Here is a 20083-nt window from a genome sequence, read left to right on the forward strand (position 1 = left end):
GAGGTGGACCCGCCAACCAGAGGCGTGGAACGGGAGATGCATCATCGGCAGGCCGCGCTCGCCGTACGGCGGACGCCGGCCGCCCCCCAACGACAGGACTATCCGGCGCCCGGATCGCTACGAACGATGGCGGAATCCCGATGAAGCCCGCATGGAGTCACCACCATGAACCTCAGAATCCACATCCACCAGGCCTTCACCGGCGGTTGGTGCGCCGACATCGACGACGACCACGACCGCCAGCCCGACGACCCCTACTGGTGCGTCGACCAATGGCCCACCCTCCAGGACGCCATCGCCGCCGCCTGCGTCCAACTGGCCGACCTCAAGGCATCCGTCCAGCGAACCCAACCGCCACCACGAGTCAGCGAACAGAGTGCCGCCTGACCTCAGCCTCCTGCCGTTGGCGCGTCCAACGATAGGTAGCTGCGGCGAGGGCGAGGAGACCGACGGTTCCCGTCGGGGGCGGATGGTTGGTGAACAGCAGCGACGCTCCCATCAGTACCACGGTGATCCGGTCGGCGCCGGCCCGGTTCAGTGCCATCGCGGAAGCAAGGGCGATGACCAGCCAGCTGAGACCCGCAACGGATCCCGCGACGGACAGGTTGCCGGTGAGCCAGTTCTGCTCGAACAGTTCCCTGATCGCGCGCACCGAGGCCGCCTGCTCGTCGCCGACGTGCCCATGCGCGGCGTGCGCCATCCAGCCCGTCGCCAGTCCGGAGACGCCGTCGAAGGCGGAGAAGAAGGCCAGCCAGACCGGCACCGCAAGCCGGGCGGCAGTGGCCGCCCGGCTCTGAAGGCCGTCGAGCAGAAGCCAGACGCTGATGGCGAGCAGGACGCTGAGCACCAGTTGCAGCAGGTGTACTGCGATCCATCGGGACACGCCACCACCGCCCAGCTCCGCCGGGTGGCCCATCGGGTGGAAGACCGACACGCCGGCGAAGACCACCGGCGTGCCAACCATGAACCATCGCCGGCCGAGTCCGGTCATGGCTGGTCGACCTGCTTCTGGCGCGTACGGGACAGCTGCGCGGCACCCGTCGCGATGACGACGACCGTGGCCGCGACGACCATCAGGCCGACGAAGGTCAGGAACGACGGCACCATGTCCTTGCCGAGCGGCGCGATCATGATCGTCACCGGCAGGTTGGCCGTGGCGTGGAACAGTACGACGATCAGCAGGCTTCCACCGGTGCCGTTGTACATCCACGTGCACAGCACGGACATGCAGATCACGGACACGACGAAGGCGGCGAACAGGCTGATCGGATGAGACTCCTGCCCGGTCAGCCACAGCGGGAGGTGCCAGGGCCCCCACACCACGCCGATCAGGAGGCTCGCACGCAGGGCGCTCTGGCGGCTCTGGAGCCTGGGCAGGACGAAGCCACGCCAGCCGAGTTCCTCGCCGACCGCGCTCCCGGGAAAGATCGAGAACACGAAGCCGATGAGTACTGCGACGACGGTGGTGTCGAGCGCTGGGCGGCTACCGCCCAGCAGGATGGTCAGGCCGAGCGCGATGGGTGCAAGCAGCGACAAGCCGATCACAGCGACGTACCAGCGAACTCCGACGCGTCCCTTGAGCAAGCGGCCGAACAACCTCCGCACACCAGGCCTGCCGTGCAGCTTGGCCACGAACACCACAGCCAACGTCGAAGGCACCACGGTTCCCAAGATGATCAGGATGGCCCCCAGTCCCTTGGGCATGCTGTCCTGGAGGATGACCAGTGGTGCCCAGAAGGCCCAGGACAGGGCATAGGTGAGCGCCAGGAACAGCCCCACCGGGTGGCGTCGTAGCAGGGTCGAGGAGTTGGACAGCGGTTCGCGCCGGGTCGTGGTCGACATCAGGGCTCCTAAGGTGAGGCTTCTCCCAGGACACCGCTCGACGCATCCGTGGCCCAGAGTGCTGCTTGCACAGCCCCGGAGGGTATCGGCACCGATTCCGGGACCTAGCCCTCCCCAGGAGGTGAGGCCAGCCACCCCTTCCCTCAGCACAGCACCACCCGCAGACTGAGGAAGTGAGCGGGTGGTGGCCGCCTGGTCGGCGGCCGGCCCGACGGCACTTGTGGGGGGACCTGCTGGTACTGGCGGGGCTGATGGTGTTCGTCGGCGGGGTCTACCTCGTGGTCGTGGTTCTCGTGGGGAGGTTCGTCGGCAGCTCACACTCGCCCAGCCCCGCGTTGTCGGTGCTGGCCACGATCATCGTCGGTGTGGGATTCGAGCCCGTGCGCCGCACCCTGCGCGGTTGGGCGAACGAGCTGACCCATCGCTCAGCGCCGTACGACGTGCTCGCCCACTTCACGGCGGACAGTCAGACTCCGGCACGCATGGCGCAGGTTCTCGGTACGGCGCTGAACGCCTCGACCGTGGAGATCTGGCTGCTGGCAGGCGGCCGGATCCAGCTCGCCGCGGCCCATCCCGCCGACAACGACATGCCCGCAGTGCCGCCGGATCTCACGGACCCTGTGCCTGGTCGGCATCTGCGAGCCGTGCGGCACAGCGGCGACCTGCTCGGTCTGCTGGTCGTCGAGGAACGCGCCGATGAACCGCTGACACCGGTGGACATCGAGTTGCTCGACAGCCTGACGGCGCAAGCAGGTTTGGTTGTTCGCAACCTCGGGTTGACCGCCGCACTGCAGGACCGGCTGCGCGAGGTCTCGGCCCGCGCGGACCTGCTGCGCGAATCCAGACGTCGGGTGGCCGAATCGGAGGATGTCGAACGCCGGCGGCTCGAGCGGGACCTGCACGACGGCGCGCAGCAACAACTGGTGTCGCTCGCGGTCAACCTCGGCCTGGCCCGCACCCTCGTCGGACTGCGTCCTGACCAGGCACGCGAGCACCTCCACACCTTGGACGTCTCGGTCGAGCAGGCGGTGACAGATCTGCTCGATGTCATCGGCGGGCGGCCCCGGCTGCTCGCGGAGACCGGGTTGACGGCGGCTCTCCGCGCGGCCGTCGAGACCAGTCCCGTCCCGGTCGAGCTCGTGAGCGCAGGGCTCGGGCGGTACCCGACCGAGGTGGAACACGCTCTGTACTACTGCTGCCTGGAGGCACTCCAGAACGCGGCCAAACACGCCGCCGCCCACGGAGTGGTGATCGAGCTGTACGGCGACAACCGTGCCGTCAGCGCCTGCATTCGCGACGACGGGAAGGGCTTCACGACGGCGCCGGACAACGACGGCGGCCTGACCCATATGGCCGAACGCATCCGTGCGGTCGGCGGAGTCTTCACCATCAGCTCGGTCCCGCGCGCAGGTACGACGGTACGCGCCGAGGTTCCCCTCTCTGTTGTGATCCGAGCGCCATGATGCCTTCGGCAACCACTCGTCTCGCCTGGTCGATGTTCGCCACGACCGCGGCGCTCGCGGTCGCCCACGGCGTCCTGGTCCTGTCCGGATCCAGTGGGCTGATCCACGCGGACGCAGGCCTCAACGCGTTCCCGATCATCACCATCGGCTGCGTGCTGGGTGCGTTCGTCGGCGCCTTGATCGCCACGCGACTCCCCCGCAACCCGATCGGCTGGCTGTTCCTCGTCGGGCAGCTCGGCACCGGTATCGGACTCGTCTGTCAGGCCTATGCCTTCCGCGTCCTGGAGGACGGCGAGCTCGGACCGCAGTTCACGGGCCAGGTCGCCACCGTGCTGTCCTCCGCGCTCGGTGCCAGCTGGGCGCTGTCGGTGCTGGCAGCCGTCTTCCTGCTGTTCCCCGACGGATCCCTTCCCAGCAAGGCTTGGCGAGCTGTGTTGTGGGCGCTTCCGGTCCCGCAGGTGGTGGCGATCCTCAGCACGGTCCTGCTGGTCCCGATCGACACCATCACCTCGTCCGTCGAACTGAACCCGCTCGTGACAGCCATCGGCGCCGTGGCCGCGATCGTGAACGTCGCGTTGCTCCTCCTCGCCGTCGTCGCGCTCGTACTGCGGTTGCGCCGCGCCCGTGGTGAACAGCGGCAGCAGTTGCGATGGCTCACCACCGCGGCGTTCGCGCTCGTGGCCGGTTTCGTCCTCGCCCAGGTCATCAGCCTTGGCCCCGACGACGCGCAGGTGTGGAGCGTCGTACCGCTCTTCGTCGCCTATGCCAGCGTGCCGGTCGCCGCGGGCCTCGCGATCCTGAAGTACCGGCTGTACGACATCGATCTGGTCATCAACCGTGCGGTGGTCGCGGCCGTGGCCCTGATCTTCGTGACCGCCGCGTATGTCTCGGCCGTCGCGTTGCTCGGCGCGGTGATCGGTGGCCAGGTCTCTGAACGGTACCTGGTATCGGTGATCGCAACCGCCCTGGTGGCGTTGGCCTTCCAGCCTCTACGCAGCGGGATGCAGCGCGTCGGCAACCGCGTGGCGTACGGACGTCGCGCCGCGCCGTACCAGGCTCTGGCCGATCTCTGCCGCCACCTGTCCCGCGCGGTGTCACTGGATCAGATCATGCCGGGCGTGGCCGAGGTGGCCGGACGCAGCGTCGGCGCCGAGCACACCGCGGTACGCCTGGCTGTGGCCGGGACCGACGACATCGTCGCGCAGTGGCCCGGCCCCGCAGGCCTGTCGCGGATCGCGTATTCGGAGCCGGTCTGGCACAACGCACGGCAACTCGGCGAGATCAGTGTGAGTATGCCGGCCGGTCGGCAACTGTCGAGGGCAGATCGCACGCTGCTGACCGACCTCGCCACCCAAGCGGGCCTGGGACTGCGCAACGCTCAACTCGCGGCCCGGTTACAGGCCCGGGTGGATCAGACCGGCGTACAGGCTGAGGAGCTCGACGCATCCTGGCGGCGGCTGCTGGCTGCACAGGAATCCCAACGTCAACGGCTGACCCGAGCGGTCACCGTCGAGGTCCTCCCCCATCTCGAACGCATCCGTAGTCAGCTGGCGAGAGCGGAGGCCGACCCGGCCGCAGTCGGCAGTTCGTTGGACGAGGCAACGAAGGCGACGAGTCGGGCGCTGGCGGCGCTGCGAGACGTTGCCCGCGGCGTCTATCCGGCGACACTGACCAGGAGAGGGCTGGCTGCAGCCCTGAGCCTGTACGCCGCGCACGCCGGCGGGCGGGTCCTCGTGAGCATCTCGCCAACTGCCGAGCGAGCGCGATTCGCCTCTCACATCGAGGCGGCGGCGTACTTCTGTGCTGTGGAAACGCTTCGAGGGCTCGGGGGCTCGGCGCTGCTCGAGTTACGGCTGGAGCGACACGAGCTCACGCTCACCATCACCGCCACCGACGGGAGCGCCTCTCAGTGGGATCAGCCCGAGGTCGACCGGGTGCTGGCCTGCGGTGGAACCGCGGTCGTCGATTCCTCAGGGTCCGCGGTCATCCTGCGAGCGAGCATCCCCGTTGTGGGCAGAGAGCAGCCGACATGACCTTGCGGGTCGTCTTCGCCGATGACAACTACCTCATGCGAGAAGGTGTGTCCGCGCTGCTCGCCGGTGCGGACGACATCGACCTGGTCGGTCTGGCCATCGACGGCGACTCGCTGCTGCAGGCGGTCGCCGAGCATCGGCCCGACGCCGTACTGACCGACATCAGGATGCCACCGACCCACACTGTCGAAGGGATCCACGCCGCGAAGCGGATCCGCGCGGACTTCCCGGAGATCGGTGTCGTCGTGCTGTCGCAGTACATCGAGGACGAGTACGCCCTGGAGTTGCTGGAGGACGGTGTGGCCGGACTCGGCTATCTGCTCAAGGAGCGGGTCGCTCAGGTCGACGAGTTGGTTCGTGCGCTCCTGGAGGTCGCCCGAGGCGGCTCGGCTCTCGATCCCCTGGTGATCGAGGAGCTGATCTCCCGCAAGCTGACCGATGCGGGTACGCCCCTGCTCGGCCTGACCGATCGGGAGCGTTCGGTGCTGCAGCAGATGGCGACGGGACGCAGCAACGCCGCCATCGCCAACGTGCTGTACCTGAGCGACCGTGCGGTCGGCAAGCACATCGGATCGGTCTTCCAGAAGCTCGGGCTGGCCGAGGAAAGCGAGACGAACCGCCGCGTTCTGGCGGTGCTCGCCTTCCTCAAGGCGAGTCGGGCCTCGGGGTGAAGGTGTCGACGAACTGTTTGATGCGGGGCAGTTGGGCCGGGTCGATGGTGTGGCCGCCGGCGAAGGGCAGGAGGTCCACGTCGGCGGCTCGGCGGCGGAGCTGGGCGGTGAGTCGGGTGGTCTGCTCGGCGGTGGCCATGGGGTCGGTGTCGCCGTTGACGATGAGGACTCGTTTGCCTGCAAGGGCGTCGTCCGCGGGCTCATCGGCGGCGAACGGGACCATCGCGGCCAGCAGTACGGCGCCCGCGAGGGACTCGGGGTGACGTAAGAGGAGCGCGGATGCCATGTTGGCCCCGTTGGAGAAGCCGACCGCGACCCAGGACCCGGCACGTACGTCGTACTTCTGCTCGGCAGCCGTGAGGAAAGCAGCCAACTCGTCGGCGCGCAGTCGCAGATCGTCCTCGTCGAAGACGCCCTCCCGGTGTCTGCGGAAGAACCGAGCCATCCCCTCCTCCGACACCGTTCCCCGCGGCGACAGCACGGGTGCGTCGGGCGCCAGGTACTGCCGCAGTACGAGCAGGTCGTACTCGTCTCCGCCGGTGCCGTGCAGCAACAGCAGCGGCGGCGCGGACGTACCCGGTTGCCAGACGTGCGGGCGCTGGAGCAGGTCCTCGCTCATCGGTCGACCTCGCCCGGGGCCGGCGGTACGCGCAGTGCTGGCAACGAGGCCTGGATCTGCTCGCGGTTCGGTTCGAGCCAGGGCGGGAGCTTCAGATGCTGACCGAGTTCCAGCAGCGGTTCGTCGACGGTGAAGCCCGGCTGGTCGGTCGCGATCTCCAGCAGGACGCCGCCCGGTTCACGAAAGTAGATCGAGGTGAAGTACTGCCGGTCGAGGATCTCGGTGACCTGTACGCCGGCCTCGATCAGCTCGAGGCGCCACTTCGCCTGCGTCTCGCCATCAGGCGCCCGGAACGCGATGTGGTGAACCGTTCCGGCCGCCTGCACACCGCGCGACGACGTGCTCGGCTGTACGTCGACCGCCGTACCCGCGGCTCCCCCGGACATCACGAACCGGGCGCCGTCGGCGGAGTCCTGACCGTGCCGCATCCCCAGCATGCCCGCGAGCATCTCGGCGGTCGGGTCGAGCAACTGCTCCGTCATGGTGACCGAGAAGAGGCCGCGAACGGCGTTGTCGAACGGGATGGCGGCGACGCCGTCCCAGCCGGACCGGGTGTCGCCGTCGGAGGCGACCAACTCGATCACGAGGCCGTCGGGATCGCGGAGCCGCAGTACCTCCTCGTCGGAGCGGGTGACCGGCGCGTCCGCGTCGACGCCGAGGCTTTGCAGCCTCTGCTGCCACCAGCCGAGCGACTCCGGCGGCACGCTGAACGCGGTCGCCGTGGTGAGACCGGTGCCCTGCCTGCCGAACGGCGCTCCCGGCCACGGGAAGAACGTCAGGAGTGTCGACGGCCGGCCCGAGGAGTCGCCGTAGTACAGGTGATAGGTGTCCGGGGCGTCGAAGTTAACGGTCCGCTTGACCAGGCGCAGGCCCAGCACCGTCGTGTAGAAGTCGACGTTGCGCTGCGGATCCTCCGCGATCGCAGTGACGTGATGCAGCCCGTGCGGTGCGACCGAGTCAACCATTGCTGTGCCCTCCCAGTCCGCAGACCCGGGACGACGTCGGCCGCCCCTCCTCGACACTACGACTGGATGTCGCTCACCACTACGGGGCGACGGTTCAGAGCACGTAGAAGCCGGTGACGGCAGTCGGGAGGAGGCCGACGATGAGCCACAGCGACAGCAGCGAGCGCCGGAAGATCGCCAGGATGCCGGCGGCGGTGAGGAGGCCGATGACGCCGGACATGATCCACAAGCCGACGCCCTTGCCGTAGTCGGTGTCCGCCACGCCGATGCTGTAGACGGCGAGCGTGACGGCGGGAACGCTACCGACGTGGAAGAGGATGGCCGAGGCGACCCATCGCTGGACCGTCTCGATGTTCATTGGAGCTCTGCGGCTCCTGGTGCGCCTGGTCGCCATGGCTCAAGTGTACGCGAATGGTTAGTGCACTAACTATCTTGCGGACGTGACGTTGCACTCACCGCCGTCGTCGCTCGAGGCAGGTCGCGCACCGACCGTGACACCAGTGTCACCAGGGCGACCACGACGTACGCCACGCCGGCGATCACCATGACGCGCTGGACGCCGAAGGCCAGCCCGATCGGACCGAACAGCAACTGGCCGACCGGGATCGCCACGAACGAGCCGAGCATGTCGTAGGAGTAGGCACGCGAGAGCATCTCGTCCGGCACGTGCTCCTGCATGGCGAGGTCCCAGCCCAGACCGAAGACCTGGCTGCCGAGGCCGGCCAGGAAGGCGCCGATCATCGCGGCCACCAGCACGGGCTGCAGGCCGAGGACCAGCATCGGGATCCCGTTCAGAGCCACCGCGGCCATCCCCCACAGCAGCGGCCTGCGGAAGGAGATGCGGATCAGGACCAGCGAGCACACCAGGAAGCCGACCGCCTGCGCCGACCGGATCAGGCCCCAGCCGGCCTCGCCGATATCGGTCTGGGTGGCGAGCACCGGGCCGAGGGTGTTGAACCCGCCGCTGCTGATGGCGTTGAGCAACGAGAACGAGGCGACGACGACCCAGAGCCAGGTGGTACTGCGGAAGTACGTCCACCCCTCGCGCAGATCGGCGACGGCGCCCCCGCGCTGCTGCCCGTCGGCCGGGCGAGGGATGCGAACCTGCGTGAGGACAAGCATCGCGAGCAGGTACGTCGCGCCGTCCACGGCCAGCGCCCATCCCGGTCCGACGACGGCCACGAGCACACCACTCACGGCTGGGCCGAGCACCATCAGGGCGTTCTCGGGCACCGCGAGTACGAGGTTCGCCGGCTTGAGTTGATCGCGCGGGACGAGCTGAGGCATCACGCCTGCCAGGGCCGGCATCCCCGCAGCCGTGGCGGTGCCGTTGAGCGCGGCGAGCGCCGCCAACTGCCAGACCTCGGCGGTACCGGTGATCACCAACGCGGCCGTTGCCAACTGGCTGAGGCCGGACAGGACGTTGCTCAGCTGAATCACCAAGGTCCGGCCGAACCGGTCCGCCAGTACGCCGCCGGCCAGCAGGAAGACGACCATCGGGATGCTGTAGGCGGCCAGGACCGTGCCGAGAGCCGTCGGCGAATCGCTGACCTCGAGCACCGCGAACGCGAGCGCGACGCCGGCCATCGTCGTACCGGCTCTGTCGATGAGCCGGGACAGCCAGTAATACCGGAAGTTCCGCTCGCGCAGCGGTGCGAGTGCCGAGCCTTCCTTCATGACCGCGGCTTCCTGGTCATCTGGAACGTCCAGGACGTGGCGCTGACATGCACCGTGCCCGGTGTCCGCGGCGGCTGGTTGTGGTCGTGCATCAATCCGGACGCCTCCATCAGCAGTTCGCGCACCCGCGCCCAGACCTCAGGCGGCACCCATCCGTCGAGGTCGCTGAGATGGTTCGGCGACTTCGGCTTGCGCTGGCTCATCCGTCGCTCCAACTCGCGACCCAGCGCGCGCACCTGGGCGATCCGGCTCTCGGTGGTGATCGGAGACCGAGGCTCTCCTGGGTCCTCGTGGGGATAGCGGTACCGCTTCGCGACCCCACCGCGGATCCGCTCCTCCCCGGCCTCCACGATCGTGCCCGAGTCGAGCAGGATCCGCAGATGGTACGACGCGTTCGCATGCGTCAGGTCAAGCTCGCGGGCCACCTCGGCAGCACTCATCGCCGTACCGGTCAGCAACGACAGAATCCGCAGCCGGACCGGATGAGCCACCGCCCGCAGCTCCTTGACATCGTCCTCAGTCATCTCACTCCCCAACAACCCTTGGGGAGCACAATGCCCCAGGACCCACCCAACCGTCAAACACTTATTGGGCAGTCTTCACTGTCGCCGCGGGCAGCTACTGTCGGGTCATGGTGGATCTCGTGGTGCATGCTCCGATCACTGCCGTCACCGTCTATCCGGACCGGGCGCGGGTCACTCGGCGCGGCAAGATCACTGTGCCGGCGGGCGATCAGACGGTGTACGTCGAGCCGCTGCCGCTCAAGTTGCAGGAGGACTCGGTGAGGGTTTCCGGCCGCGGAGCGGCCACCGTGCTCGGCGTCGATCTGGCGATGCGCCACCATCCGCAGGCGCCGGACGAGGCTGTGGCCGAGCTGGAGCGACAGCGCCGCGAGGCTCAGAGCGAGGTTTCGGAGCTGAGCGACGCCGATGACGTCCAGGCCCAGCTCGACACGTTCCTGGCACAGCTGGCGCGTCGGGCCGGCGGCAGCTTCGCGAAGACGCTCGCTTCCGGCGGGACAGTCGCCGAGGTGGGCGGGTTCACCGAGTCGCTCGCCGCCCGGTTGACCGCCGTACGGACGACGCGCAGGGAACTCGCCACGCAGCGCCGCGAAGCCGAGGAACGCGTCGCCGCCGCCGACCGACGGCTTGACGCAGTCGCACAGCAACGCACTCCCGACCGCCGTTCCGCTGCCGTCACACTGGCCCTGGACGCCGAGGCCGAGGTGGAGATCGAGCTGTCGTACGTCGTGCCGCTCGCCGGCTGGACCAGCTCGTACGACATCCGGCTCGTGGGCGATCAGATCACGCTGAGCTGGTACGGCCTGATCACCCAGCAGACCGGCGAGGACTGGCCCGAGTGCGACCTCACGCTGTCGACAGCCCGGCCGGCGAGTGCCGTGAAGGTGCCTGAGCTCGATCCCTGGTACCTCGATCGCTTCCACCCGCCGGTACCGACCGCCCTCGCAGCGGGTCGCGTGCCCACTCGGGCCTCGTTCACCGGACAGCTCCAGTCAGCCGAGGCGCCTGCCTTCGTCGAGCAGCAGGCGGCCGTCGAGCAGGGCGTCACTGCCGCGACGTACACCCCGCCCCGGCCGGTCGCCGTACCCGCGGACGGCGCCTCCCACCGCGCGACCATCGCCTCGATCGGCCTCGAGGCCGAGCTGGACTACATCACGACGCCCGTCCGGTCCGCCGACGTCCATCTGCGGGCCACGGTCGTGAACTCGTCCACGCACACGTTGCCTGCCGGGAAGGCCGCCGTCCTCCACGAGGCGGACTTCGTGGGCTCGGCCGCGCTGCCGATGTGGGCCCCCGGCGAGGATGTCGAGCTCGCACTCGGCCTGGACGACCGGATCCGCGTCGAGCGGAAGCTGGTACGCCGTACTGCGACCAAGGCGACGCTGGGATCGACGCGCCGGCGCGAGGTCGAGTACGAAACCCGGATCGAGAACCACACGCCACGCGCCGCCCGGGTCACGGTGCTCGACCAGTTGCCGGTAGCGCGCGACCACGAGATCACCGTCAAACCGACCACCACCGAACCAGAGCCGGCCGAGACCACAGACCTCGGCGTCATCACCTGGAAGCTCGACCTGGCCGCCGGCCAGGAGACCAGGATCAAGCTCGGCTTCCGGGTCGACACCGGCAAGTCAGTAGACCTCACCGGCTGGCGCGAATAGTCAGTGGAAAGGAGAATTCGTGGGCAAGTCGAAGGCGGCGGACGTTGAGCTGTCGGTTCGGCCTTTGGACGTGGACACCTGGCCGGCGTTTGCGCGGCTGGTCGAAGCGAACAACGGCGTCTGGGGCGGCTGCTGGTGTGTGGGCTTCCACGTCAAGCTGGGCAAGGATCGGACCGCGGCGCAGAATCGCGACGAGAAGGAGCAGCGCGTTCGCGAGGGCCGCACCCACGCGGCGCTGGTGTTCGCCGACGACCAGTGCCTCGGCTGGTGTCAGTTCGGCTCCCCCGACGAGTTGCCGGAGGTCAAGAGCCGACGGCTGTACGAGAAGGGCCTGACGACCCTGCCGGAATGGCGCATCACCTGCTTCTTCACCGGCAAGGGTCTACGCGGTCGCGGAGTCGCCGACGCGGCCCTCGGCGGGGCGCTGGCCGAGATCGCCCGCCTCGGCGGCGGCACCGTCGAGGGCTACCCCGAAGAGACCGACGACCGGAAGGTGTCGGGATCCTTCCTGCATACCGGGCCGATGGCCGCGTTCGAGAACCACGGATTCACGCGCACCCGACCGATCTCCCCCCATCGCTGGGTCGTCACTCGCAGAGTCGCCCCAGCCTGATCGGAGTACCCCGCCGTGCGGATGTGACGGAGGTCATGACCGGGAGCTGGATTGTTGTGAGCAACTCAGGTGTTCCGGGTTGGGAAGAGCAACTCAGCTACCTGCCGAAGGACCTCTGCATGACGGCTCTTGATCTCCCCGCGACCACCTCCGGACCAACCCGCCGTACCCTCAGCCGCCGAGCCAGCTTCTGGGTCGCGGCAGCGGTCGCGGCCATCAGCTTGTGGACGAGCGCCGCGCCGACCACGACGTACCCCCTCTACGCCTCGACCTGGCACCTCACTCCCACCGCGACGACCGCGATCTTCGCCGTGTATCCGGTCGTACTCGTCGCGTTTCTGCTGATCTTCGGCCAAGTCTCTGACTACATCGGCCGCCGGGAGACGATGCTGTACGGCGTCGGCGCGTTGCTGGTCGGCGTACTCCTCTTCGCCGTCGCCCCGTCGGTCGGCTGGGTGTACGCCGGTCGCGCCTTGATGGGGGCCGGTGTGGGTCTGGCCCTGACTCCGGCCACCGCTGCCGCGGTCGAGTTGAGCGCCCGCGGAAAGGCGAGCCGGGCCTCGTCCATCACGACGGCAGCGACTGCCGTCGGACTGGCCCTGGCGACGACCGTCGGCGGCGGCCTGATCGAATACGCGCCGGCACCGCTGCACCTGGACTTCTGGGTGCTGCTCGCGGTGATCGCGATGGTGTTCGTCGCGGTCTGGCGGATGCCCCGGCACACCAAGGACGAGAACCAGGCCCGCTGGCGGCCGCGCCCGATCATCGTTGCCAAAGGCATCCGAGTGCTGTACCTGGCGGCGGCGCTCGCAGTCACCGCGGCCTACGCGTTCGGCTCGGTGTTCCTGGCGCTCGGTGCCGAGATCATCCGTGATCTGGTTGGCACCGGCAACATCTTCGTCATCGGCCTGCTGCTGGCGATCTTCTCCGCCGCGACGGGCGTGACGGCGATCGCCGGCCGCCGGTTCCCCGCCAACCGGCTCGTGCCGCTCGGCGCCGTTCTCACTCTGGTCGATCTCGGTCTGCTCGAGCTGGCTTCGACCCAGCACTCCCTGCCGTTCTTCGTCGCCACGACGGTCGTCGGAGGTACGGCGTACGGGCTGCTCTTCTCCGGTGGACTCGGGCTGATCGCCACCCACGCGCCCACCCACCACCGTGGCGGCACAGTCGCGGCCGTCTACCTGGTCGCCTACCTCCTGCAAGGGGCGATCGCGCTGACCCTCGGGCTTGTGGCCACCGCCTCGGGATTGAGTACGGCGCTACTGCTCGGCGTGACCGTCATCGGTACGCTGGCGTTGCTGGTGATCCTGGCCGCCGGCCTGCTCGCGGCGCGCAGCCGCGGTCCCGCGAAGGAGGCCCGATGACTGCCCAGCCGAACTGCTCGATCGCACGGACGCTCGAACTGGTCAGCGATCGCTGGACCTTCCTGATCCTGCGCGAGGCGCACCTCGGTACGACTCGGTTCGCCGACTTCCGCGACTACCTCGGCATCGCCCCGAACATCCTGGCGAACCGGTTGGCCGCGATGGTCGAGTCCGGCCTGCTGGAGAAGCACGAATACCGCGCCGACGGCGAGCGGACCCGTTCGTCCTATCACCTGACCGCGGCCGGCGAGGACCTCAAGCTCGTCCTCGCAGCCCTGCAGCAATGGGGTGACGCCCACGTCCCGCGCAAGGCCGGCCCGACCGTCCTACGCCGGGACCAACGTTCCAGCGACCTGGTGAACGTCGCCTTCACCGACCCAGACGGCAACGCCGTACCAACCGAAGACGTCACCTTCGAACCAGTCCCCAAAGGCCCCGCCGACCGAACCAACTGGCGCTGACAGCCAGCCCAGGTGTCGATCTGGAAACTTCCGGCGCAGAGGTGAACTTTTGGGCGTGAATGTTGCTCTGATCAATTGAGAGGAGCTAGCCATGCGCCAGATTCGGATCCGCCGGAGGCCGGTACGACCTCGCAGGGACACGCAGCAGCTCGACCTCCGGACGCCGTCAGGCCGAACGCTGCCCTTCTGACCGACGGCAGGCCTGCAGTAGAAGCTGATCGGGGACGCGCATGTGTTCAGGCGCCGACAGCTCTTACCCGGTCTGGGGGTGTGAGAAAATTCGCCATGGGTGCCGAGCACGGTTGGGTAGCCGAGCAGGTGCAGGTCGAGGGCAGGTCGGTGTATTACCGGCGCAGCGTCGGCGGGAGTGGCGTGCCCGTCGTACACATCCACGGCTTCGCGATCTCCGGTTCTTATCTCATGCCCACGGCTCGCCTCCTGGCCGGCCGATGGGTCAACGTGGTGCCCGACCTGCCGGGCTACGGCCGCAGCGAGAGACGCGACCAGGTGCTGAACGTTCCCGCGCTAGCCGGCGCCCTGCTGGCGATCCTCGACGCGCTGAACATCGAGCGGGCAGTGCTGGTCGGGAACTCGATGGGCTGTCCGATCGGCCTCGAGGTGGCGCACGAGGCACCTGAGCGTGTCCACCGACTTGTGCTGGTCTCCCCCGCGGGGGGCATTCAGAACCGGCCGCTGCCCCGCGCGCTCCGCCAGCTGGCGTTGGACGTGATGCGCGAGAGCCCAAGGATGGCGCCGATCGCGCTGCCGGACTACCTGAGGTTCGGACCGGTGAACGGTCTGCGCCTCTTCCACGAGCTGACCCTGTACCCGTCCCTGGAGCGGTTGCTGCACACCCCTGTCCCGACGTTGGCCGTCCTCGGTGGTCGGGACCCGCTCATGCCGCCCCCGTCTCGCGTCCACGAGGTGGGCCGGCTCGCTTCCCAGCACCTGTCGGTCGTGCTCGTCGAAGGGGCGGCGCACGCGGTGAACTTCAACCACCCCGAGGAACTGGCCGAGGTGATCGAGGCCTGGCTGGACGGCGCGCTGCTCGCCCGCAACACACGACTGCCTGCCGGTGTGCGCGTGATCCACGGACGCCCCGACCTCGTCTGAGATCAGTGGTGGATCGGTGTCTTCACCTGTCGCAAAGGGTGGACGACTTCCAGGCCGGCGCGTTCGGCGATGATTTCGGCGCAGATGGAGACAGCGGTTTCCTCGGGGGTCAGCGCACCGATGTCGAGGCCGATCGGGGCGTGCAGGCGGGCCAGGGCCGCCTCGGGGACGCCTGCGGAGCGAAGGCGTTCCAGCCGATCGCGGTGGGTGTTGCGGCTACCCATGACACCTAGGTAACCGGCCTCGGTGCCCAGCGCCGCGACGATCGCGGGTACGTCGAACTTCGCATCATGCGTGAGGACACATACCGCGTCGCGTGGTGTCAGGCTCGCACCGATCCGGGTGAGCAGTCGCTGGGGCCAGTCGACGATCACCTCGTCGGCCTGCGGGAATCGGGCCCGGGTGGCGAAGATCGGACGTGCATCGCAGACGGTCACGGCGTACTTGAGCAGCTTGGCTGCCTGTGTCAGCGCGGCGGCGAAGTCGACGGCGCCGAAGATGATCATTCGCCGCGGCGCCGTGAACGATTCGATGAAGACAGTGAGGTCGGTCCGCTCCGGCTCGCCGTGCCGGCCGAAGTGCCGTACGCCGGTCAGCCCCGCGGCCAACGCACCCAGTGCGTCCCTCTCCACCCGGTCGTCCAGCGCCGCGTCGCCCAGGCTTCCGGTCCGCTCCCCCGCTGCCGTGATCAGCAGCTTGGCACCGGTCGCCGGGCCGTCGACCACGGTGACGAGGACGACGGGCTGCCGTGTCCGCAGCGCCTCGGCGAGTTCGGCGTACACGCCCGTCACCAGTCGAGCGGCTCGACGAACACATGGATCGTGCCGCCACAGGTCAGGCCCACGGCGAACGCCTCGCCGTCGGAGTACCCGAAGGTGTACACCGACCGCTCACCGGTCTTGAACACCTCCTCGGCGGCGGTGACCAAAGCACCCTCGACGCAGCCACCAGACACCGAGCCGGTCACCTCCAGCCGATCGTTGACGGCCATCGCGGCGCCTGGACCACGCGGCCCGGAGCCCTCCAGGTCCACGACCCGGGCGAGTACGACGGCCCGACCGTCGGCTCGCCACCGGTCGATGTCGTCGAGCAGATCGCGCATTCACCGCCTCCCTTCCGGTATGTCGAAACTAGCCCCGATCGACCCTTTGGGGGCCCGCGATCGATTGGTCGGTGTGGTTCCCGCCTGCGCACCTAAGGAATGGCTTAGGTAGCCGTTGACAGTGGGGGGCCGGCGCGGTGACATCGAGGTATCCGCGTCGACGAAGGAGCCCGGCATGCAGGTTCCAGCACCATTCGAGTACGAGCGCGCCACCAGTGTCGACAACGCCGTCGAGCTCCTCGACCGGCTCGGCAGTTCGGCCCGCCTGATCGCCGGCGGGCACAGCCTGCTGCCGATGATGAAGCTCCGGCTGGCCAACTTCGAGTACCTGATCGACATCAACGAACTGCACGACGAACTCGGCCGGATCACGGTGACGCCCGACGAGGTGCGGGTCGGCGCGATGACCCGGCACCGCGAGCTGCTGGAGTCGGCCGAACTCGCGGAGCTGTTCCCGATCTTCGCCGACGCCGAACGAGTGATCGCCGATCCCGTGGTCCGCAATCGCGGCACGATCGGTGGCTCGCTCTGCCAGGCCGACCCGTCCGAGGACCTGTCCGCGGTGTGTACGACGCTGGACGCGAGCTGTGTGATCCGGGGACCGTCCGGAACACGGGTGGTCAGCATGGACGAGTTCTACCGTGGCCCGTACGAGACGGCCGTCGGCGACGACGAGATCCTCACCGAGGTGCGATTCCCGGTCCGGCCGGGCGGCTCCAGCGCGTACTACAAGGTCGAGCGCCGAGCCGGTGACTGGGCGGTCGTGTCCGCGGGCGCCGCGGTCTGGATCCGGGACGGCGTGATCGCCGACGCCCGGGCCGGGCTGGCCGCGGTGGGACCGAACACGACCGGTATCCCGGCGATCTCCGAGACGCTGCGCGGCAACCCACCGTCCGAAGAGCTGTTCCGGCAGGCCGGCGAACTGGCCGCGGCGGCGAGTGAGCCCGTCACCGACATGCGCGGCAGCACCGAGTACAAGCGGCACCTCGCCGCGGAGCTGACCACCCGAGCCTTCCGAACGGCGGTCCAGCGGTACGACGAACGCTCCGGACAAGGGAGGGCATGACCATGCAGGTGACGATGACCGTCAACGGCGAAGAGGTCTCGGCCGAGATCGAGGGCCGCACGCTGCTCGTGCACTTCCTCCGCGATCACCTCCGGTTGACCGGGACCCACTGGGGCTGCGACACCAGCAACTGCGGCACCTGCGTGGTCTGGATGGACGACGAGCCGGTCAAGTCGTGCACCGTCCTGGCCGCGATGGCCGGCGGCCACGACGTACGCACGGTTGAAGGCCTGGAGACCGAGGACGGCCTGGACCCCGTTCAGCAAGGCTTCATGCAGTGCCACGGACTGCAGTGCGGCTTCTGTACGCCGGGAATGATGATGACCGCCCGCGCGCTGCTCGACCGCAACCCGGACCCGTCCCCGCAGGAGATCCGCGAGGCGATCTCGGGCCAGATCTGCCGCTGCACCGGCTACGCGACCATCGTCCGCTCGATCCGCTGGGCCGCGACTCACCCAGACGGCGCGCAACCCGCCGACGCCGCCGAACCCGCGCCAGAGACCGCCGGGAGCCCCGCATGACCGCCACGCCGACCCGCCCGACCGAGACGTTCGACAACAACGACCAGAAGCCGCTCGGCCACGGCCGGATGCTGCGCAAGGAGGATCCACGCTTCATCCGCGGCCTGGGCAAGTACGTCGACGACATCCAGCTGCCCGGCATGCTGCACCTCGCGGTCCTGCGCTCACCGATGGCGCACGCGCGGATCGTGAGCATCGATGTCACCGCCGCCCAGGCGCATCCGAAGGTGAAGGCCGTCATCACCGGCGCCGATCTCGCCGCCCAGGGCCTCGCCTGGATGCCGACGCTCTCGAACGACGTACAGGCCGTGCTGGCCACCGACAAGGTCCGGTTCCAGGGCCAGGAGGTTGCGGTCGTCGTCGCCGAGGACCGGTACGCCGCCCGGGACGCGCTCGAACTGATCGACGTCGACTACGACCCGCTGCCCCCGGTCGTGGACGCGCGAACCGCGCTGGCGGCGGACGCGCCGGTCATCCGCGACGACCTGGAAGGCAAGACGGACAACCACTGCTTCGACTGGGAGACCGGCGATGCCGCCGCGACGGAGGACGTGATGTCGCGGGCCGATGTCGTCGTGAAGGAGGACATCGTCTACCCGCGCGTCCACCCAGCGCCGATGGAGACGTGCGGATGCGTCGCGGACTACGACCGCGTCGACGGCAAGCTCACGCTCTGGACCACGAGCCAGGCACCACACGCACACCGGACGGTCTACGCACTCGTGTCCGGCCTGCCCGAGCACAAGATCCGCGTCATCGCCCCCGACCTCGGCGGCGGCTTCGGCAACAAGGTCCCGATCTACCCCGGCTACGTGTGCGCGATCGTCGCGTCGCTCGTGCTCGGCAAACCGGTCAAGTGGATGGAGGACCGGTCGGAGAACCTCACCAGCACCGGCTTCGCCCGGGACTACATCATGCGCGGCGAGATCGCGGCGACCCGGGACGGCAAGATCCAGGCGATCCGGACCAACGTGCTGGCCGACCACGGAGCGTTCAACGGTACGGCGGCTCCGGTGAAGTACCCGGCCGGATTCTTCGGGGTGTTCACCGGCAGCTACGACCTCGAAGCGGCGTACTGCAAGATGACCGCCGTCTACACCAACAAGGCGCCGGGTGGTGTCGCGTACGCCTGCTCGTTCCGGATCACCGAAGCGGTCTATCTGGTCGAGCGGCTGGTCGACTGTCTCGCCTACGAACTCCAGATGGACCCGGCCGAGCTGCGGCTGCGGAACTTCATCCGGCCCGAGCAGTTCCCCTACCAGAGCAAGACCGGCTGGGTCTACGACTCGGGCGAGTACGAGAAGACCATGCGGCTGTCGATGGAACTCGCCGGGTACGACGAACTCCGCCGCGAGCAGACCGAACGCCGGGCCCGGGGCGAACTCATGGGCATCGGTGTCTCGTTCTTCACCGAGGCGGTCGGCGCCGGCCCTCGCAAGGACATGGACATCCTCGGCCTCGGCATGGCCGACGGCTGTGAACTGCGGGTCCACCCGACCGGCAAGGCCGTGGTCCGGCTGTCGGTGAAGACGCAAGGCCAGGGGCACGAGACGACGTTCGCGCAGATCGTCGCCGAGGAGATCGGCATCCCGCCGGACGACATCGAGGTGGTGCACGGCGACACCGACAACACGCCGTTCGGCCTCGGCACCTACGGCAGTCGCTCGACCCCGGTCTCCGGCGCGGCCGCCGCGCTGGTCGCCCGCAAGGTCCGCGACAAGGCCCGGATCATCGCGTCCGGCATGCTCGAGGTCTCGGTCGCGGACCTGGAGTGGACCAAGGGTTCGTTCCACGTCAAGGGCGACCCGGGCACCGCGGTCACCATCCAGGACATCGCGATGCGGGCGCACGGCGCCGGTGACCTTCCCGAAGGCATCGAGGGCGGTCTGGAGGCCCAGATCTGCTACAACCCGGAGAATCTCACCTATCCGTACGGCGCCTACATCTGCGTCGTCGACGTCGATCCCGGCACCGCGGTGGTCAAGGTACGGCGGTTCGTCGCGGTGGACGACTGCGGGACGCGGATCAACCCGATGATCATCGAGGGCCAGGTGCACGGCGGCCTCACCGACGGGGTCGGGATGGCCCTGATGGAGATGATCGCCTTCGACGAGGACGGCAACTGTCTCGGCGGATCGCTGATGGACTACCTGATCCCGACCGCGCTGGAGGTCCCCGACTGGGAGACCGGCTACACCGTCACTCCGTCACCGCACCACCCGATCGGTGCCAAGGGCATCGGCGAGTCGGCCACGGTCGGGTCACCGGCCGCCGTCGTCAACGCCGTCGTGGACGCACTGAAGCCGTTCGGCATCCGGCACGCGGACATGCCGCTGACACCGTCCAGGGTCTGGGACGCCATGCAGGGCCGGCCGCGGCCGCCGGTGTGAG

General features: G+C 68.7%; 21 protein-coding genes. 12 read left to right on the plus strand and 9 right to left on the minus strand.

The window, feature by feature from the left end; translation table 11 throughout:
* Positions 1–165 precede the first annotated feature (165 nt).
* Positions 166–387: a hypothetical protein gene (locus AB0I34_RS21235; RefSeq protein WP_360447393.1), complete on the plus strand. Its 222-nt coding sequence runs from the start codon at positions 166–168 to the stop codon at positions 385–387.
* Here the strand turns inward: AB0I34_RS21235 and AB0I34_RS21240 are convergent.
* Complete coding sequence (locus AB0I34_RS21240; protein ID WP_360447395.1) at positions 365–991, minus strand: hypothetical protein; 627 nt, start codon at positions 989–991, stop codon at positions 365–367. The genes AB0I34_RS21235 and AB0I34_RS21240 overlap by 23 nt on opposite strands.
* Positions 988–1842: a type II CAAX endopeptidase family protein gene (locus tag AB0I34_RS21245; RefSeq protein ID WP_360447397.1), complete on the minus strand. Its 855-nt coding sequence runs from the start codon at positions 1840–1842 to the stop codon at positions 988–990. Before AB0I34_RS21245 ends, AB0I34_RS21240 begins: the two co-directional genes overlap by 4 nt.
* A gap of 173 nt (positions 1843–2015) precedes the next feature.
* Between AB0I34_RS21245 and AB0I34_RS21250 the strand changes: the two genes are divergently transcribed.
* The 3 genes from AB0I34_RS21250 to AB0I34_RS21260 are packed head-to-tail and all read left to right on the plus strand — an operon-like array spanning position 2016 to position 6009.
* Complete coding sequence (locus tag AB0I34_RS21250; protein ID WP_360447399.1) at positions 2016–3305, plus strand: histidine kinase; 1290 nt, start codon at positions 2016–2018, stop codon at positions 3303–3305.
* Entirely contained in the window at positions 3302–5338 is a 2037-nt protein-coding gene (locus tag AB0I34_RS21255; protein ID WP_360447401.1) for a hypothetical protein, read from the plus strand. Before AB0I34_RS21250 ends, AB0I34_RS21255 begins: the two co-directional genes overlap by 4 nt.
* Positions 5335–6009, plus strand: a complete 675-nt coding sequence (locus AB0I34_RS21260; RefSeq protein ID WP_360447403.1) for a response regulator transcription factor — start codon at positions 5335–5337, stop codon at positions 6007–6009. The genes AB0I34_RS21255 and AB0I34_RS21260 overlap by 4 nt, the downstream gene beginning before the upstream one ends.
* Here the strand turns inward: AB0I34_RS21260 and AB0I34_RS21265 are convergent.
* The 5 genes from AB0I34_RS21265 to AB0I34_RS21285 form a co-directional block, all read right to left on the minus strand.
* Positions 5984–6628 carry an alpha/beta hydrolase gene (locus AB0I34_RS21265; RefSeq protein ID WP_360447405.1) on the minus strand — a complete coding sequence of 215 codons (645 nt, stop codon included), beginning with the start codon at positions 6626–6628 and terminating at the stop codon, positions 5984–5986. The two genes, AB0I34_RS21260 and AB0I34_RS21265, sit on opposite strands and share 26 nt — an antisense overlap.
* A complete protein-coding gene (locus AB0I34_RS21270; RefSeq protein ID WP_360447407.1) occupies positions 6625–7593 on the minus strand; it encodes a ring-cleaving dioxygenase in 969 nt (322 codons plus the stop codon). Before AB0I34_RS21270 ends, AB0I34_RS21265 begins: the two co-directional genes overlap by 4 nt.
* A 94-nt stretch (positions 7594–7687) precedes the next feature.
* Positions 7688–7987 (minus strand): hypothetical protein, encoded by a 300-nt coding sequence (locus tag AB0I34_RS21275; protein WP_360447409.1) that lies wholly within the window; start codon positions 7985–7987, stop codon positions 7688–7690.
* Positions 7988–8016: 29 nt separating this feature from the next.
* Positions 8017–9270 (minus strand): MFS transporter, encoded by a 1254-nt coding sequence (locus tag AB0I34_RS21280; RefSeq protein ID WP_360447411.1) that lies wholly within the window; start codon positions 9268–9270, stop codon positions 8017–8019.
* Positions 9267–9794, minus strand: coding sequence for a helix-turn-helix domain-containing protein (locus tag AB0I34_RS21285; RefSeq protein ID WP_360447413.1), 528 nt, complete (start codon positions 9792–9794; stop codon positions 9267–9269). The genes AB0I34_RS21280 and AB0I34_RS21285 overlap by 4 nt, the downstream gene beginning before the upstream one ends.
* A gap of 107 nt (positions 9795–9901) precedes the next feature.
* On the opposite strand from AB0I34_RS21285, the gene AB0I34_RS21290 reads away from it, so the two are divergent.
* The 5 genes from AB0I34_RS21290 to AB0I34_RS21310 all read left to right on the plus strand — a co-directional run bounded on the left by AB0I34_RS21290 (position 9902) and on the right by AB0I34_RS21310 (position 15003).
* Positions 9902–11452 carry a mucoidy inhibitor MuiA family protein gene (locus AB0I34_RS21290; protein ID WP_360447415.1) on the plus strand — a complete coding sequence of 517 codons (1551 nt, stop codon included), beginning with the start codon at positions 9902–9904 and terminating at the stop codon, positions 11450–11452.
* Between the two features lie 19 nt (positions 11453–11471).
* The gene (locus AB0I34_RS21295) at positions 11472–12065 is read left to right on the plus strand and encodes a GNAT family N-acetyltransferase (protein WP_360447417.1); all 594 of its coding nucleotides are present in this window, start codon (positions 11472–11474) and stop codon (positions 12063–12065) included.
* A 119-nt stretch (positions 12066–12184) separates the two neighbouring features.
* Positions 12185–13429 (plus strand): MFS transporter, encoded by a 1245-nt coding sequence (locus AB0I34_RS21300; protein ID WP_360447419.1) that lies wholly within the window; start codon positions 12185–12187, stop codon positions 13427–13429.
* Positions 13426–13890 carry a helix-turn-helix domain-containing protein gene (locus tag AB0I34_RS21305; RefSeq protein WP_360447421.1) on the plus strand — a complete coding sequence of 155 codons (465 nt, stop codon included), beginning with the start codon at positions 13426–13428 and terminating at the stop codon, positions 13888–13890. The genes AB0I34_RS21300 and AB0I34_RS21305 overlap by 4 nt, the downstream gene beginning before the upstream one ends.
* 270 nt (positions 13891–14160) lie before the next feature.
* Positions 14161–15003 carry an alpha/beta hydrolase gene (locus AB0I34_RS21310; protein WP_360447423.1) on the plus strand — a complete coding sequence of 281 codons (843 nt, stop codon included), beginning with the start codon at positions 14161–14163 and terminating at the stop codon, positions 15001–15003.
* 2 nt (positions 15004–15005) lie between these two features.
* On the opposite strand, the gene AB0I34_RS21315 is transcribed toward AB0I34_RS21310, so the two are convergent.
* A complete protein-coding gene (locus AB0I34_RS21315) occupies positions 15006–15785 on the minus strand; it encodes an XdhC/CoxI family protein (protein WP_360447425.1) in 780 nt (259 codons plus the stop codon).
* Positions 15786–15790: 5 nt separating this feature from the next.
* A complete protein-coding gene (locus tag AB0I34_RS21320; RefSeq protein ID WP_360447427.1) occupies positions 15791–16105 on the minus strand; it encodes an XdhC family protein in 315 nt (104 codons plus the stop codon).
* 175 nt (positions 16106–16280) lie between these two features.
* Between AB0I34_RS21320 and AB0I34_RS21325 the strand changes: the two genes are divergently transcribed.
* From AB0I34_RS21325 to AB0I34_RS21335, 3 genes are read left to right on the plus strand one after another with little or no spacing between them, the layout of a single operon-like run.
* A complete protein-coding gene (locus tag AB0I34_RS21325; protein WP_360447429.1) occupies positions 16281–17171 on the plus strand; it encodes a xanthine dehydrogenase family protein subunit M in 891 nt (296 codons plus the stop codon).
* The gene (locus tag AB0I34_RS21330) at positions 17168–17692 is read left to right on the plus strand and encodes a (2Fe-2S)-binding protein (protein ID WP_360447431.1); all 525 of its coding nucleotides are present in this window, start codon (positions 17168–17170) and stop codon (positions 17690–17692) included. The genes AB0I34_RS21325 and AB0I34_RS21330 overlap by 4 nt, the downstream gene beginning before the upstream one ends.
* Complete coding sequence (locus tag AB0I34_RS21335) at positions 17689–20082, plus strand: aerobic carbon-monoxide dehydrogenase large subunit (RefSeq protein WP_360447433.1); 2394 nt, start codon at positions 17689–17691, stop codon at positions 20080–20082. The genes AB0I34_RS21330 and AB0I34_RS21335 overlap by 4 nt, the downstream gene beginning before the upstream one ends.
* The last annotated feature ends 1 nt before the right edge of the window (position 20083 follow it).

This window comes from Kribbella sp. NPDC050281 (assembly GCF_040655855.1).
In the GTDB taxonomy this organism is placed as follows: Bacteria; Actinomycetota; Actinomycetes; order Propionibacteriales; family Kribbellaceae; genus Kribbella.